General features: G+C 58.6%; 20 protein-coding genes and 1 pseudogene. 16 read left to right on the top strand and 5 right to left on the bottom strand.

Annotated features, from left to right (window positions below; genetic code table 11):
• Nucleotides 1–11 precede the first annotated feature (11 nt).
• The 15 genes and pseudogenes from H1S03_RS16140 (at nucleotide 12) to H1S03_RS16070 (ending at nucleotide 7,901) form a co-directional block, all read left to right on the top strand.
• On the top strand, nucleotides 12–509 hold the full coding sequence (locus H1S03_RS16140) for a DUF411 domain-containing protein (protein ID WP_166195304.1): 498 nt from the start codon (nucleotides 12–14) through the stop codon (nucleotides 507–509).
• Nucleotides 502–642 (top strand): hypothetical protein, encoded by a 141-nt coding sequence (locus H1S03_RS16135; RefSeq protein WP_185805209.1) that lies wholly within the window; start codon nucleotides 502–504, stop codon nucleotides 640–642. Before H1S03_RS16140 ends, H1S03_RS16135 begins: the two co-directional genes overlap by 8 nt.
• Complete coding sequence (locus H1S03_RS16130) at nucleotides 639–1,124, top strand: c-type cytochrome (RefSeq protein WP_166195301.1); 486 nt, start codon at nucleotides 639–641, stop codon at nucleotides 1,122–1,124. Before H1S03_RS16135 ends, H1S03_RS16130 begins: the two co-directional genes overlap by 4 nt.
• Nucleotides 1,121–1,689, top strand: a pseudogene (locus H1S03_RS16125) (DsbE family thiol:disulfide interchange protein). The gene H1S03_RS16130 and the pseudogene H1S03_RS16125 overlap by 4 nt, the downstream one beginning before the upstream one ends.
• Nucleotides 1,686–2,210: a TlpA family protein disulfide reductase gene (locus H1S03_RS16120; RefSeq protein ID WP_166195296.1), complete on the top strand. Its 525-nt coding sequence runs from the start codon at nucleotides 1,686–1,688 to the stop codon at nucleotides 2,208–2,210. The pseudogene H1S03_RS16125 and the gene H1S03_RS16120 overlap by 4 nt, the downstream one beginning before the upstream one ends.
• A 90-nt stretch (nucleotides 2,211–2,300) precedes the next feature.
• Entirely contained in the window at nucleotides 2,301–2,486 is a 186-nt protein-coding gene (locus H1S03_RS16115; RefSeq protein WP_240910501.1) for a hypothetical protein, read from the top strand.
• Between the two features lie 35 nt (nucleotides 2,487–2,521).
• Entirely contained in the window at nucleotides 2,522–2,803 is a 282-nt protein-coding gene (locus H1S03_RS16110) for a hypothetical protein (RefSeq protein WP_166195290.1), read from the top strand.
• Nucleotides 2,804–2,855: 52 nt separating this feature from the next.
• Nucleotides 2,856–3,611, top strand: coding sequence for a DsbA family protein (locus H1S03_RS16105; protein WP_166195287.1), 756 nt, complete (start codon nucleotides 2,856–2,858; stop codon nucleotides 3,609–3,611).
• A complete protein-coding gene (locus H1S03_RS16100; RefSeq protein ID WP_166195284.1) occupies nucleotides 3,601–4,242 on the top strand; it encodes an SCO family protein in 642 nt (213 codons plus the stop codon). The genes H1S03_RS16105 and H1S03_RS16100 overlap by 11 nt, the downstream gene beginning before the upstream one ends.
• 17 nt (nucleotides 4,243–4,259) lie before the next feature.
• Entirely contained in the window at nucleotides 4,260–4,703 is a 444-nt protein-coding gene (locus H1S03_RS16095) for a copper chaperone PCu(A)C (protein ID WP_166195281.1), read from the top strand.
• Nucleotides 4,700–5,260 (top strand): cytochrome-c oxidase, encoded by a 561-nt coding sequence (locus H1S03_RS16090; protein WP_166195278.1) that lies wholly within the window; start codon nucleotides 4,700–4,702, stop codon nucleotides 5,258–5,260. Before H1S03_RS16095 ends, H1S03_RS16090 begins: the two co-directional genes overlap by 4 nt.
• A gap of 20 nt (nucleotides 5,261–5,280) precedes the next feature.
• Nucleotides 5,281–5,781, top strand: coding sequence for a hypothetical protein (locus H1S03_RS16085; protein WP_166195275.1), 501 nt, complete (start codon nucleotides 5,281–5,283; stop codon nucleotides 5,779–5,781).
• Nucleotides 5,775–6,509: a cytochrome c biogenesis CcdA family protein gene (locus H1S03_RS16080; RefSeq protein WP_166195272.1), complete on the top strand. Its 735-nt coding sequence runs from the start codon at nucleotides 5,775–5,777 to the stop codon at nucleotides 6,507–6,509. The genes H1S03_RS16085 and H1S03_RS16080 overlap by 7 nt, the downstream gene beginning before the upstream one ends.
• A 6-nt stretch (nucleotides 6,510–6,515) precedes the next feature.
• Nucleotides 6,516–7,130 carry a class I SAM-dependent methyltransferase gene (locus H1S03_RS16075; RefSeq protein WP_166195269.1) on the top strand — a complete coding sequence of 205 codons (615 nt, stop codon included), beginning with the start codon at nucleotides 6,516–6,518 and terminating at the stop codon, nucleotides 7,128–7,130.
• Between the two features lie 111 nt (nucleotides 7,131–7,241).
• The gene (locus tag H1S03_RS16070; RefSeq protein WP_185805208.1) at nucleotides 7,242–7,901 is read left to right on the top strand and encodes a cation diffusion facilitator family transporter; all 660 of its coding nucleotides are present in this window, start codon (nucleotides 7,242–7,244) and stop codon (nucleotides 7,899–7,901) included.
• Here H1S03_RS16070 and H1S03_RS16065 read toward each other — a convergent pair.
• From H1S03_RS16065 to H1S03_RS16045, 5 genes are all read right to left on the bottom strand, one after another.
• Complete coding sequence (locus H1S03_RS16065; RefSeq protein ID WP_166195266.1) at nucleotides 7,885–9,132, bottom strand: cytochrome P450; 1,248 nt, start codon at nucleotides 9,130–9,132, stop codon at nucleotides 7,885–7,887. The genes H1S03_RS16070 and H1S03_RS16065 overlap by 17 nt on opposite strands.
• Before the next feature lie 128 nt (nucleotides 9,133–9,260).
• Nucleotides 9,261–10,634 (bottom strand): TRAP transporter large permease, encoded by a 1,374-nt coding sequence (locus H1S03_RS16060; RefSeq protein ID WP_221892736.1) that lies wholly within the window; start codon nucleotides 10,632–10,634, stop codon nucleotides 9,261–9,263.
• On the bottom strand, nucleotides 10,624–11,136 hold the full coding sequence (locus H1S03_RS16055; RefSeq protein WP_166195263.1) for a TRAP transporter small permease subunit: 513 nt from the start codon (nucleotides 11,134–11,136) through the stop codon (nucleotides 10,624–10,626). The genes H1S03_RS16060 and H1S03_RS16055 overlap by 11 nt, the downstream gene beginning before the upstream one ends.
• 46 nt (nucleotides 11,137–11,182) lie before the next feature.
• The gene (lspA, locus tag H1S03_RS16050; protein ID WP_166195260.1) at nucleotides 11,183–11,692 is read right to left on the bottom strand and encodes a signal peptidase II; all 510 of its coding nucleotides are present in this window, start codon (nucleotides 11,690–11,692) and stop codon (nucleotides 11,183–11,185) included.
• Entirely contained in the window at nucleotides 11,689–12,537 is an 849-nt protein-coding gene (locus H1S03_RS16045) for a cation efflux transmembrane domain-containing protein (protein ID WP_166195257.1), read from the bottom strand. Before H1S03_RS16045 ends, lspA begins: the two co-directional genes overlap by 4 nt.
• A 56-nt stretch (nucleotides 12,538–12,593) precedes the next feature.
• Between H1S03_RS16045 and H1S03_RS16040 the strand changes: the two genes are divergently transcribed.
• The gene (locus tag H1S03_RS16040; protein WP_166195254.1) at nucleotides 12,594–12,938 is read left to right on the top strand and encodes an ArsR/SmtB family transcription factor; all 345 of its coding nucleotides are present in this window, start codon (nucleotides 12,594–12,596) and stop codon (nucleotides 12,936–12,938) included.
• Nucleotides 12,939–13,515 lie beyond the last annotated feature (577 nt).

The following is a 13,515-nucleotide window of genomic DNA, read 5'->3' as shown; positions in this document are numbered from 1 at the left end:
TGGAGAACCCCATGAACAGAAGAATTTTCTTGGCTTCGCTTGCTGCACTTGGTGTCGGCGGAACCTTCACTTTCACGACGCTGACTTCGGCACAAAGCACCGAACACGCGACCGGTCCCGCAAGTTCCGATACGGAAGGCGGGTCGAAACAGATCACCATCTGGCGCGACCCAGGCTGCGGCTGCTGCGACACCTACGCCGATTACCTGGAAGAGAACGGTTATACGGTAACACGCATCGACGATCGGGATTTCGACAAGCGCTCGATCGAAGTCGGCGTTCCCGAACAAGGGCTCGGTTGTCATCTTGCCGAGATCGAAGGCTATTATGTCAGTGGACTTGTGCCCTCGGAGATCCTGGAAAGGCTGGTCGCGGAGAAGCCCGACATCACCGGCATTACATTGCCGGGCATGCCTTCGAACGCGCCAGGCATGGCACGCGTAAAGACCGGTACGCTCAAGACCTACGCCTTCGGCGAGGGCGGGATCGCCGTTTACTCCGATGAGTAACTGCATGGACATGATGAACGGCCCGATGATGGGGGTGATGATGTTCGGTGGAGGGCTATTGCTCCTGCTCGTCGCCGCGGTTCTGGTGCTCAGCCTCGTCGCACTCGTGAAATACCTCAGGAGTTCGACATGAGAAGGGCCGCAACAATCGGTGCCGCCATCGTCGCACTATCCGTGATCGGCTTTGCCGTCCTCGCGCAGTCAGAAAGTGAAGAGGATTTGGTGGAAGGGCTTTCCTTCCTCGGCGAGCCCGTGGCTGTAGCCGACATCTCAGCAGGACAGGCGCTCTATGCGGAGAATTGTGCATCCTGTCACGGTGCCGAACTGGAGGGGCAGCCTGATTGGCGGCGGCGTCTGGACACCGGGCGCATGCCCGCTCCGCCACATGACGAAACCGGCCATACCTGGCACCATTCGGACCGGAACCTCTTTATCGTAACCAAAGGCGGCGTCGGTGCCGTCGTGCCCGGTTATGAAAGCGACATGCCGGCGTTTGAAGGCATCCTGACCGACGACGAGATTGCCGATGTTCTCTCTTACATCAAAAGCACCTGGCCGGATCGACAGCGCGAATTCCAGGCGGAAGTCTCTGTCAACGACAAGGGTGATTTATGAGCGCGGTCGAGGCCAATCGCCGTAAGGGTCGGCTTGTCACCGTGCTGCCAGTTGCGATCTTCGCCCTCATCGGCGCAGGTTTTTATTGGGGCCTGTTCAATGGCAACGACACTCTTCCTTCCCCACTTATTGGCAAGGCGGTGCCTGAGTTCGACTTGCCGCCGATAGAGGGACGAACCGACGGTCTGTCGACCGCCGACCTCAAAGGGCAGGTGTCTATCGTGAACGTCTGGGCGTCCTGGTGCGTGCCGTGCCGGGTAGAGATGCCCCTCCTGAACGAGTTGGCTGCCAGGGACGAGGTCGCGATCTTTGGAATCAACTACAAGGACCGCCCCGAGGAAGCCTTGGGCTTTCTCACCGAACTTGGTACCCTTACACCCGCATCGGCGCCGACCGGAACGGGCGCGTGTCCATCGATTGGGGCGTCTACGGCTTGCCCGAGACCTTCGTGATCGATGCCGAGGGCCGGATTGCCTACAAGCATATCGGCCCCTTCAACCGCAACTCTCTGGAGGAAAACATCCTTCCCGTGGTGCGGCGTCTTCAGGAAGGAGCGGGATCATGAAACGACGTGAATTGTTGACTGGCATGGCGGCGATTGGCGTCGCAGGGCCGGTTCAAGCTAGACCATTGATGCCGCTTCACGAAAAGCCGCGAGAGATGTTGTCGCCACCCTTCGTGGACGGGGCGGGGCGCGATCTGACGCTGGCGGATTTCCGGGGCAGGGTGATCCTACTGAACATCTGGGCAACCTGGTGTGTTCCCTGCCGTGAAGAGATGCCCACCCTCGACGCTTTGCAGGAAAAGCTGGGCGGGGACGATTTCCATGTCCTGCCACTGTCCATCGACCGCGCGGGAATGAAGGTGGTGCGCCGCTTCTACGAGGAAATCGGCATTCGCCATCTGGGAATGTACCTCGCCGACAGCACAAGGGCGATGCTGGCATTCGGTGTACTTGGCCTTCCCACCACGATCCTGATCGACCGTGGCGGTTTCGAGCGCGGACGACTTGTGGGGCCGGCCGAATGGGACAGCCATGAAGTCATGGCCCAAATCCAGACCATCATCAACGAAAGGAGTGAATAGCCAATGTCCGAAACATCACCTTGCACCGAAACACCGGAGGCACGTCCGTGGCGGCCGCAATTGGGACGGCGAAGTCTGATTCTTGCGTCAATGGCGATCATTGGCGCCGGGCTTTACTTGAATTGGGGCTGGGTGACGGCCATCGGAGCCGCGCCGCTGATCCTGGCCGTGGCACCCTGCGCCGTTATGTGCGGGCTGGGTGTCTGCATGATGTGCAAATCAGATTCATGCGACAAGAAGAGCGCGGCCGCAGAGCCGGGCCTGCCGCGGGACTGAACCCGAAAACCTCAAGAAACCTTAAGGAGAAACTGATGACACTTATCAAGAAACTGAGCATGGCGACTGCCGTATCCACGGTTTTGGCCACCGGTGTATTCGCCCAGGACAACACCGGTTCGTCCGACCAGATGATGGACGGTGAGAACGGAATGGCGGGCAATATGATGGACGGCGATATGTCCGGCATGGACGGCATGATGCCCATGATGAAGATGATGCAGAAAATGGGCCCGATGATGGAGGCCTGCACAGAGATGATGGAGGCAATGAACAACTCCGAGAATGGAGTCGCCACTTCGACCGATAAGGGCTGAACAGTTATCGCCGGGGGCTGATGCCCCCGGCGATAAGGCGCGGAAAATCGAGATGACATTCAAAACTACCCTTCACATGCTTGCAGTTTTACTCTGGGCGCTGATTTCTGCGCCCGCGACTTCGCTAGCCCAGCAATCCACGCCGCTCGAGCAGGTTGAGCAAGAGGCCATCAAAGCCTTGATCCTGCAAACCATCCGCGAGAACCCGGAAGTTCTGGTGGATACGCTCCTGACCTTCCAGGAAGAGGCTGAAGCGGCAGCTCAGGCCCAACAACGTGCTGCGATCCAGCGCGTTGGTGAACTGCTGCGGACGGATGCGAACACCGGCGTGATGGGCAATCCTGATGGCGACATCGTGCTTGTCGAATTCTTTGACTACAACTGCCCCTATTGCCGACGCGCGGCCCCGGTCCTTTTCGAATTGATCGAGGAGAATCCGGATTTGCGCATCATCATGAGGGAGTGGCCCATTCTCGGGCCAGACTCCAAACTGGCGGCTCGGGCGTCGCTGGCGGCAGTAAAACAGAACAAGTTTGAAGCGTTTCACGAGGCTCTGATGGCGCAGCCTCGCGCCAATACCGTCTTCATAAGGCGGGCTGCTGAACAGGCGGGTCTGGATTACGACCAGTTGCAGGTGGACATGGCCGCGCCCGAAATCGACGCCCATATCGAAACGTCTCGAAACCTTGCGGGGCAGCTCGGGATATCCGGCACGCCGACGTTTCTGATCGGCGAGACGCTCGTTCCTGGATTGTTGGAAAAGGCCGATCTTCAGGCTTTGATTTCGGAGGCCGAAGATGTCGATTGAACCCAGTGAAACCTCTCCCAAGGCGCGGCTCTTGAGAACCATATTGTGGGGCACGATAGCTGTTGCGCTCGCAGGGCTAGCGATCTTTTGGGCTTTAGATAACTATCTCGGCAACGGATCGAAGACCGTCCGTTATTCGGGTGAGGCGGATATTCGATCCGAATTTTCACTCACGGATCATACCGGACAAGAGGTGACCCCAGCCGATTACACCTATCGCTGGCAACTTGTATTCTTCGGATTTACGAATTGTCCTGACATCTGCCCCACCACTCTGGCCTACATGGCCAGCGTCGTGGATCTGCTCGGCGAAGATGCGGACCAGGTGGCGCCGATCTTCATCACGGTCGATCCGGAACGCGACACAGTGCCGGTAATGGCTGAATATGTATCAGTCTTTCATCCGAGCCTGATCGGCCTGACCGGGACTGAAGCGCAGGTTGCCGAGGCCACCAGGAATTTCCGCACATGGTACGAGCGGACCGAGGACGATAGCGCGCCGGACGGTTATTTCATGGCGCATGCCGGACACATCTACCTCATGCAGCCCAGTGGCGAATTTGAGGCGGTCTATCAGGAAGGCGGCCAACCGCCGGAGGCGCTGGCGCAGGAAATCCGCAAAAAGTTATGAGTGAAGGAACTTACCAAATGAAGATCACCGCACTTGCAACCGTGTTAACACTCTGGCCGTTCTTCGCATCGGCCGATGTGACGATATCGGATGGTTGGGCCCGCGCGAGCATCCTCGCCTCCCGTCCGGCTGCGGCCTATCTCACGCTCACGAGCAATCAGAGTGATCAACTGGTCGCAATCACGACGCCGATCGCTGGGAACGTCACGATTCACGCCGTCGAGACCGACAACGATGGCATTAGCCGAATGGTTGAGGTCGACGGCTTGGACCTGCCCTCCGGAGAACCAGTAACCCTCGCGCCCGGCAGCATGCATCTGATGCTGATGGGCCTGTCGGAAAAACTCGAAGAAGGCACCGATTTGCCGTTGTTCCTGACCTTCGCATCGGGTGCCCGAATGGAAATCAGCGTTCCGGTTCTCGGACCGGGCGCGATGAGGCCGCAGGAGCAACAGCCATGAAAAACATACTCCTGCTGATAGCCCTCGTCGCGGGCCTCCCGGCCTACGCAGATCATCCCGGCGACCGTCTTGACGAGGTGATGGCACAGAAAGAACCTGCTTTCACCGCCGTTGACCTCAACGAATTGCCTGCGTTGGGTCTGCTCGGCCCTGACGGAGAACCGTTGGACTTGGAAAGCCTCTCCGATCAGGTCGTCGTTCTTAGTTTTGTACCGTCCGACTGCGGACAGCCTTGTGCTGATCAACAGGCACTTCTTGAAAAGGTGAGGGGCGGAGTGAATTCATCTCCCATGCTGGACATGGTGACCTTCCTTGTGGTGACCGACGCCAGTGATCCGGTTCCCGGACCGATTGCCAAGAACGTGGTCATTGCTCGCGCACAAGAGCCAATAGAGAATCTGATCGATCAGTATCGCGCGATTGCGCCTGACCATCCCGAGGCTCCGCTTGTGCATGTTATCGCGCGCGGCAACCGCCATGCCGGGGTCTTTGCGGGTTCCGGCTTCCGGCACATCAACATGATCCTGTACGTCAACGGCCTGACAAACGCGCATTAATCGAAGAACGGACCCGCAGCATGACAGCAAACACAGAAACCTTTGAGACAAGCGATACCGGATGGCTGACCGTCATCCGCCGATACATCGTTTATACCGCCGTCGGACACCTGATCTGGGAAATGGCGCATATCCCGCTCTACACAATCTGGGTCGAAGGCACCTTGGGGGAAATTGCGTTCGCGGTCGTGCACTGCACCGGCGGAGATCTATTGATCGCCATGAGCACGCTCTTGCTCGCCCTGTTTCTTGTTGGGGGGCACGCATGGCCGTCGGAACGCGCAGGGCGCGTCCTGCTTCTGGCCGTGGCCTTGGGCGTCTCTTACACGATCTTCAGCGAGTGGCTGAACATCGTGATCCGGGCGGCCTGGGCCTATCGCGACATCATGCCGGTGGTCCCCGTCATCGATGCCGGTCTCACGCCCCTGCTGCAATGGATCATCGTCCCGACCCTGGCATATTGGGCTGCCACAAGAGCGCCCTTGCGCAAGCTATTCAGGGGTGAACGTGGTTCATGGTAAATATCTCGCTTCTCGGCCTCACCGCCGCCCTCTTGGCCGGTACAATATCGTTTCTGTCACCCTGCGTGCTGCCTCTCGTGCCAGGATATGTCTCCTACGTGGCCGGACGCACAGCCGCTGAAAGCGGGGCGGCTGCGGCCTCGCCGTCACGCGCCGTTTGGCTGAGTCTGTGTTTTGTCCTCGGCTTCTCCACCATCTTCATCGGGCTTGGCGCATCAGCGACGGCAATGGGTCAGGCCCTACTTCGGTGGCGGTATGAACTCAACCTCGTTGGGGGCGGCATCGTCATTCTCTTCGGGCTCTTTATGATCGGAGCCGCGCGTGTTTCGGTCATGGAACGCGACTTCCGATTCAATCTCAACATTCCCGGGGGCCAACCCGCTGCGTCCTATGTTCTCGGTCTTGCTTTCGGTTTCGGATGGACGCCGTGCATCGGCCCGATCCTCGGCGCGATCCTGACAGCCAGTGCGGCGAGTGCCACTATGGGCGAAGGTATCATGCTGCTTGCCGTCTATTCCGCCGGCCTTGGAATACCGTTTCTGATCGTCGCCGGATTCACCGACCAGATCGCGGGACGGTTGCGGGCCATCGGCCGGGTTGGCCGCCGCCTCCACCAGATTGCAGGCGTCGTGATGATCCTCATGGGTGTGGCTATGATGACAGGACAGTTGAGCGCGCTGTCATACTGGATGCTCGATGCATTTCCGGTTCTTGGACGAATAGGATAACAGCTCATGCGGTTCTACGAAAAACATATACTTCCTGGCCTCACGCATCTCACCATGCGTCAGGAACAGCTTCTTCCCTACCGAAGGCGCGCGGTCTCAGGTGCGAAAGGACGCGTGCTGGAGATCGGGATCGGCTCGGGCCTGAACCTCGCGCTCTACCCCGACGCCGTGGATCAGATCGTCGGTGTGGACCCTTCACCAGAACTCCTTCATCGGGCCGCGCAGGCTTCTCAGGGCTTGACGCCGACAACGGAGATGATCGAGGGCGTGGCCGAAGCATTGCCGCTGGAAGATCGCAGCGTCGACTGCGTCGTCGCCACCTGGACGCTCTGCAGCGTGTCGGAGCCGGAGAAGGTGCTGGCCGAGATCCGGCGCGTTCTCAAGCCTGATGGCGTCTTCCGCTTCGTCGAGCATGGAACAGCGCCGGAACCCAGCGTCCAGCGTTGGCAGCGCTGGCTCACGCCTGCCTGGAAACGTTGTGCCGGGAATTGTCACCTTGACCGCCCGACAGACACTCTGGTCGAGCAGAACGGCTTCCGCATGGAGCGGCTCGACACCGGCTACGCGAAAGGGCCGAAACCTTTTGTTTTCATGTATGAGGGACAAGCTCGCCTCTACTGAGGAAGCTTGAGAAAATCAACATCGGCTTATAATAGCCCGGCGCAGTTCTGTTGGCGGATTAACCAATTTGGCCTCGAACTTTTGCTGCAGGTTCGGCGTTGATGCGTTGTTATGAGTAGTCAACAAGATAACCGGCAAACCAATCTGACCCGCGGCATCCGCGTCGAGATCGCCAGCCTCGTCTACAACATCATCGAGGTCGTCGTATCCGTCACCGTGGGGCTCCTAACCGGAAGCGCGGCACTGGTGAGCTGGGGTCTCGACAGCACGGTCGAAGCCACTTCGGCCGCAACGCTGATCTGGCGCTTGAAGGGCGAGAAGAACGGTGGCGACGAGCACACGGTCCTGCATCGCAAGAAAGTCGCGCTCTATGTGGTAGCCTGTGCTTTCTGGATCGTCGTCGCGGCAATCCTCTACGAGGCGGTGTCCGCTTTCATCTCGCAGGAGGCACCGGGCTTCAACTGGTGGGGGATCGCGATCCTGTTTGTCTCTTTAGTGGTCAATCCGCTGCTGGCTTGGGGCAAGTATCGCTACGGTAAGCGGCTCGATTCACCCGCTCTGAAATACGATGCCAAGGATACCTTGATCTGTGAATACCAGACCGTTGTAGTCTTGGCCGGGATTGGTCTGACGCAATGGATGGGCTGGTGGTGGGCCGATCCCGTCGCGGCGCTTATGATCGTGCCCTATGTTGCGTGGGAGGCGTTCGAGGCCACGAAAGACGCGCGGTCTGTCGATCCGGACGAGGCCGAAGCTACTGCCGACGCCTGACGTTGCGCATGATGAACCGGTTCTCGGGCAGGGGTGGCAGCTCTCCCGTGACCAGCTCCAAATCCTGATCCTGCACATCGTATTTGATGTCGTTCACAAGATATCTGCAAAACGCCTTCATCTGGCTGATCGCGATCCACTCGCCCGGGCAGCGGTGGTTCGTGTAGTGGTCGCCGCCGCCCTGTGGAATGAAGTCGTAGGGGTTTTCGGCACGGCTCCGAAACCGCTCGGGGCGGAACTCAAGCGGCGCATCCCATGAACGCGGATCGGTGTTCGTGCCATAGAGGTCGAGCAGGACCCTGCGCCCTTCCGGAAAGCGATACCCTTGCCACTCGAAAGCGCTTACTACCCGTGCCGCCACGGCAGGGAAGAACGGATAGAGGCGGCGGACCTCCTGCACGAAGGGTTCGAGCAGTCCTTCGTCGTTCCGCAGTTTTTCCTGCCATTCCGGATACCGGTGCAAGGCGTGCGCCGTCTGAACAATGAAAACGGACACCGCCACGGTCGGGCGCAAGACGTTCAACAACTCCACGGCGGCGACCTTCGGGGGCAGCATCGCGCCGTCGAGATCACACCACGTCGCGATGACATGAAGGGCGCTTTCCTGCGTCGGCTGAAGTTCGCCTTCACGCACCTGTTGAATCATCCGTGCTGACCAATTTTCCAGGCGGTGACGCGCCAGACGTGCAGCCCAGTGTTTCGGGCCGACGGCACCGGCGTCCTCAAAAAGCGCCGTAAGTTGCGCCGTTCGAGTCGCCACCTCCGCCTCGGGAATCGGAACCCCACACCAGGCGCAAACGGCTCTCGTGAGCATTTCGCGCACTTCGTCGTAGAAAACGACTTCGTTCCTCGCCTCCCAGTCCGGCGCATAGTTGTCCAGCATGTGAAGCGACATTCCCTGAAGCGCGGCTATATGCTCGGTCCCCATCAGCGACATGAACATCTTCTTGCGGTGCTGGTGGGCAGCGCCGTCCAATCCCTGAACGCCGCCTTCGCCCAGCAGGGTCTTCTGTATGCGGCTTGGCATCGAGCCTTGGCGAACCAGTTTATCCTCGGAATAAAAGACTTTCGCAGCCGCCGACCCGGTCATGCAGATCGTCTTTCGAAGGAGGATGCGGGTTTCAAACAGATCTGTGTCGAGCGCGCGGCAGGTCTGAGAGATGAACCCATACGGATTTCGCAGCAAGGTGAGTGTGCTGTCAAAGCCCTCTGCGGATGGTATGCCGGACATTCGTTATCCTCCTGTTTGCTTTCCCGTGCTCAGGCCCTGTTCAGCCTTGCTGTTCGCGGTTCGGAAGCGGCTCCGAAACATCAGTGCCGCTTCGAAGGAAATCACTGCATCCGCGCCCAAAACATCTTTCACCGCTGGATTAGCCGCGGCGCATCCGCATCCCCGAGGGACATTTCAGGCAGCCAGGTGATGAGTTGAGGGAACGAAATCAGCGCCGCAATCAACGCGATTTCAATGGCAACGAGCGGCACCGCGCCGCGATAGATATCGGATAGGTTGATACCCTTCGGTGCCGCCATCTTGGCAAAGAACAGGGCATAGCCGAAGGGAGGCGTCAGAAAAGACGTCTGCAAGGCCAGTGCTATCAGGCCAGCGATCCAGATTTGCGCAAAGTAGGCAGAGCCGACGTGATCTGCGAAGTCGAGTTCCGAAAAGATCGGCATCAACACGGGTATGAAAACCAGCAGCACCTCGATCCAGTCAAAAACAAACCCAAGGACGATGACCACACCAAGGAGCATCGCCAATAATTCCCATCGGGAGAGATCGAATGCGGATATCCAGTTGAAAATGACATCCGGTCCACCAACAAGGTGGAAACTCAGCGAGAAGACCGATGCGCCCAGTACAATGAAGAAGACCATCGACGTCATGGTACTTGTCTGCACCGTGACAGAGTTCAAAGAAGAGAAAGACAAGCGCTTTCGCAGCAGCGCGACCAACAGAGCGCCAAACACCCCTACGCCAGCCGCCTCTGTAAGTGTTGCAAAGCCCAGAATAATGCTGAGCGGAATGGATGCGATAACAGCGACTGAAGCGAGTACGAACAAAAGGTCTGACGCAAGATTGGTTTTCGGTGCGTCCAGGGGGACTTCGATGGTTTTTCGCAAGGTGACGGCAAAGTAGATCGCGAAGGCCATGACCATGAGAAGAACGGGCACAATGAGGGCCACATACATCAATCCGATGCGCAGATAGAATACGTTCGAGATGAAGAAAAGCATCACCGCTGGCGGGAACACGACACCGAGTGCCCCAGAGGCCGCGACAGCGGCACCCGCAGTTCGCGGAGCGTAGCCGGAAGCCATCATCGGGGCATAGGCCACCAGCGCCACGGTGATGACCGATGCGCCGATCACCCCGGCGGCCGGAGCGAGCACGAGGCCGATCAGCAGGGTTGCAACGGCATAGCGGCCCGGAACAGCTGTCAGAAGACGCCCCAGCAAGCGAAACATGGTTTCGGCAACTCCGCTGGCATTCAAGATCAGGCCGAGAAAGATCAGCATTGGAACGCTGGTGAATTGGACGGATTCATTAGTCAATACACCGCGGGCCCGAAGGTAGATCAGACCCAGATGCTGAAAATCAGTGATCCCCACCCAGACCGCTGCGACAAACCCTAAGAAGCCTGTCCCTGCCAGGACCAGCGCTACCGGAAAACCACTAAAGACCCCAATGGCCATCACGACAAGCATAGCGACCGTGAGGACTTCATTCACCATTATGGAGGCCGCCCGATTGTTCTGGAGCGCCTTGCGCACGTTTCCCTGCCAAAAAGGCGAGGTTGCGCAGGGCTACGATCACCCCCGCGAGAGCCAGCAGGATGGGGCCAATGACTCCAGCAATGCGTTCTGCCCACAACTGGGTCTCGGCGTATTTCGTCGTCCGCATCAGACCGTCCCACCCGTAATAGGTCAGGATGGCGGCGAGCGGCAGAAGGACAAAAAGGCCTCCTATCAGTTCGATCCACGCAATTCGGCGCGCGGACCAATGCCTGCGAAGAACATCCACACGCACGTGACCGTCGCGCAGGTAGGTATAGCCAAAGGTCAGGAAAATCAGGATGAACAGTAGAGACGTGGAAAGGTCCGGCAAATAGCTCGAAACGCCAAGTTGGAGCTTGCGATCCAGCATCTGAAGCGCGCCGTAAGCGGCAATCGAAACAATGGTCAGCCATGCAGTCACGACGCCGATGCCGCGAATGCCAAGGTCAATCCAATCCATGAATCTCAAGCTGAATCCCCTCCCAAAGTTCTTTGCCTGTTAGCTGTTATTCCCGGCTGGTAGCCCCTTTGCGGTAGTCTTTGTCGGGATTTTCTGGATTGCCTTTCGCTGCCCGAAAGCTGTCCCACAACAGCAATGCGGCTCCACAGAAGATTGCTACGTCCGCAAGATTGAAGGATGGCCAGTGGTATGACCCGTAATGGAAGTCGAGAAAGTCCGGGACGGCCTGATAGCGCACCCGGTCGAGGATATTGCCAAGCGCGCCTCCGATGATCAGACCGAGCGCCGCACCTGTCAGCCTGTCTGGAGCCTTCCACAGCCAGATCAGCAGCCATGCCACGATCACGGCAGCAAGTGCGATCAAACCCCACCAGGGAACGACCCCGCCGAGCATGCCAAAACTGACTCCATCGTTCAGAACCCGCACAAGATTGAGGAAGGGCAGAACCTCGACCCCGTTCTCAAGCGCGGGGGTGTTCAGGGCAAGAGCTTTGGTGCCCTGATCAAGACCAAACGCAGCGATGGCGCAAAGACCGCCAAGGATCCGGCTGTTCATGCCGCCGCCTTCAGATCGGCCCGCGCGTCGCGGATAATCGCCCAGGACGAATGCAGGAACAGTCCGGCGATACCAAAGGCGACGATAAGGTCGGGCCACGCGCTGCCCAGCCACGCCACGAGACCGGCGGCGATGACAACCGCCGCATTGCCGATGGCATCGTTCCGCGAGAATAGCCAGACGGCCCGCATATTCGCGTCGCCCTTACGGAATCGAAGAAGCGGCAGAACGGAGACGACATTGACGACAAGAGCGATCATGCCGAGCAGGCCCATGAGGGCCGCATCTGGCGTCGTCTGTTCGAAAACCCGCAAGATGGTTGTGCCGAGGACACCAAGGCCGAGAAGTCCGAGGAAAATGCCCTGAACCAGGGCCGAGCGCGCACGCCAGACCAAGCTCCAGCCGATGGCCAGCAGGCCGAGGAAGGTGATTGCGCCGTCGCCGACAAAATCAAGCGCATCCGCCTTCACGGCCTGCGACCCAGCGATGAACCCACCGATCATTTCAAGGACGCCATAACCAACATTCAGGATCACGACGATCCAGAGCGCGCGTCGGTAGGCCGGGTCCTGATGGGCCGGATTCGGCGGAATGTCTCCATCGGCCTCGATCCGGTCAAAGCCGTAGCCGGTCACCGCGACGGCCCTTTCGATGTCCGGCAGACGCACTTCGGGGGCGTTTAGTGTCATGATGTGCGTCGCGGCCGACACCTTGACATCTTTAGGTGCGACCCCGGCCGCCTGCGCCGCCCGCTCGATCTGTGCGGCATCCTTGGCGCAGTCCATGCCGGAGACCCGGTACCGGACGGCAGAGACTTCTAGTTGTGTGTTTTCTGTGTTGGCCATTATCGCGGCTCTCCTGCTAAAGTGGATGGAGAACTAATATATCAGTGAGAAATGATATGACGCAGTTTGCTGTGGACCGCAAGACCGCCACTATTGAACAGCGCGCAAAGTTGCTTCGCGGCTTCGCGGACCCCAGTCGGTTGGCAATCCTGGACGTCTTGTCAGAAGGTCCGATGGTCGTTCACGAACTCGTCGCCCGCACGGGTCTATCACAACCCAACGTCTCCAATCACTTGCGATGTTTGCTGGAGTGCGGGCTTGTTGCCAGCGATCGAAATGGCAGGTTTGTCCGTTACCGCATCAGCAGCCCACGCATTACCACGCTATTGACCGATGTAGATGCGCTTCTCGATGTCGTCGCTGCGGGGGTTGAGGCCTGTGAGAACTATCGCGGGATGTGATTCAAGATGTCGCGGCCTTCGATCAGGTGCCAACATCGCTGTGATTTGGCCCTTATTCAGCTAATTGTTCTGTTTAACGTCAGACAGAGTCGTGATTTTCGGCAATATTCTGTCAACCAATGAAGAGCACCGGCCCCGAACACAGAACATCGGGCCCTCCCGCGGAAGGTGCCCAGGTTCTCGGCTAGGACGCTCGTCGCGAACATCCCGTCGACTGCGACAGCGCACGCCACCTTAGTTTTTCTGAGCAGGATTTGTGGTGCGCCTCCTTTGGTATTTCGACCCCGAGTGTCTTGGGTCCGAGCTGGCGTTCCAACTCGCGGATGCGGTATTCCATACGTCGCACAGCGTGATTTTCGGAACGACATCGTCTCAAAGCACGGGCACAGTTCCTCTCTTCAGCACCAAACGCGCCGACGATATAACAAGTTCGGCGCCTCGCCATCGCGACGGACCACGGCATAGTTGCTGGCAGTATCGTCTGTCCTTGCCTAGGGTCAGTGACCTGCCACGGGATTTTTCCTCCACTTGGAATTAGAGTCCGACCCAACGAAGGGACGGACCATGAAGCGAACGA

Origin of the sequence: Pontivivens nitratireducens (assembly GCF_014235845.1) — a bacterium.
Taxonomy (GTDB): domain Bacteria; phylum Pseudomonadota; class Alphaproteobacteria; order Rhodobacterales; family Rhodobacteraceae; genus Pontivivens; species Pontivivens nitratireducens.
Note: the sequence above shows the minus strand (reverse complement) of the source record. Positions and strands in the feature narration are given on the sequence as shown.